The organism is Streptococcus sp. 23.2 (genome assembly GCF_016648665.1).
GTDB lineage: Bacteria > Bacillota > Bacilli > Lactobacillales > Streptococcaceae > Streptococcus > Streptococcus salivarius_E.
Genome location: NZ_JACLQJ010000020.1, coordinates 5948 through 6605, shown reverse-complemented (window position 1 = coordinate 6605; position 658 = coordinate 5948). Strand labels below are relative to the sequence as shown.

The following is a 658-nucleotide window of genomic DNA, read 5'->3' as shown; positions in this document are numbered from 1 at the left end:
AAGTAGGCGACAATGGTGACACAACCGTAACGTTCCCAGATGGAACAACAGCAACCCTAACAGGCGATAAGACCGTTAAGGAAGCAGATTCTAAGGGCGTTCAAGAACCAGCTGCTAAGACACCAGTTCAAAATACGTCAGCCTTAACTCAACCAGAAAAAGATGCCGTTAAATCCGCAGTAGAAACCGCGAATCCAAGTGCAACGAAAGTTGAAGTAGGCGACAATGGTGACACAACCGTAACGTTCCCAGATGGAACAACAGCAACCCTAACAGGCGATAAGACCGTTTATGTTTCAGAAAATGGTGAATTACCTGACTCAATTGATTTGCCAAAATTAATCATAACTAAATGGGTTGATGAAAATGGTAATGAATTAAAACCAACAGATGCAAAAGCACCCGTTGAGTTGGGTGGTGCTAATGAAGCATTAGAACATGGAGAAATTGAAGGATATGTATTTGACAGAACGGTAACTGATAAAGTTGAAGGTACTGTAACTCATATCTTCAAACGAGTTAAAGCTGAAGCTGATACGACTGCACCAACAGCGCCAGTTGTGAACACCGTTAAAGCGGGCGACACAGCAGTCACAGGTACAGCTGAAGCAGGTTCAACAGTAGAAGTAACCCTTCCAGATGGCACTAAAGCATCAGC

The 658-nt window shown here is 43.5% G+C and carries 1 protein-coding gene; it reads left to right on the top strand.

Annotation, left to right across the window (positions count from 1 at the left end; translation table 11 throughout):
* A partial coding sequence (locus H7T98_RS09400; protein ID WP_260319156.1) for an Ig-like domain-containing protein occupies positions 1 to 658 on the top strand: 658 nt, incomplete at both ends.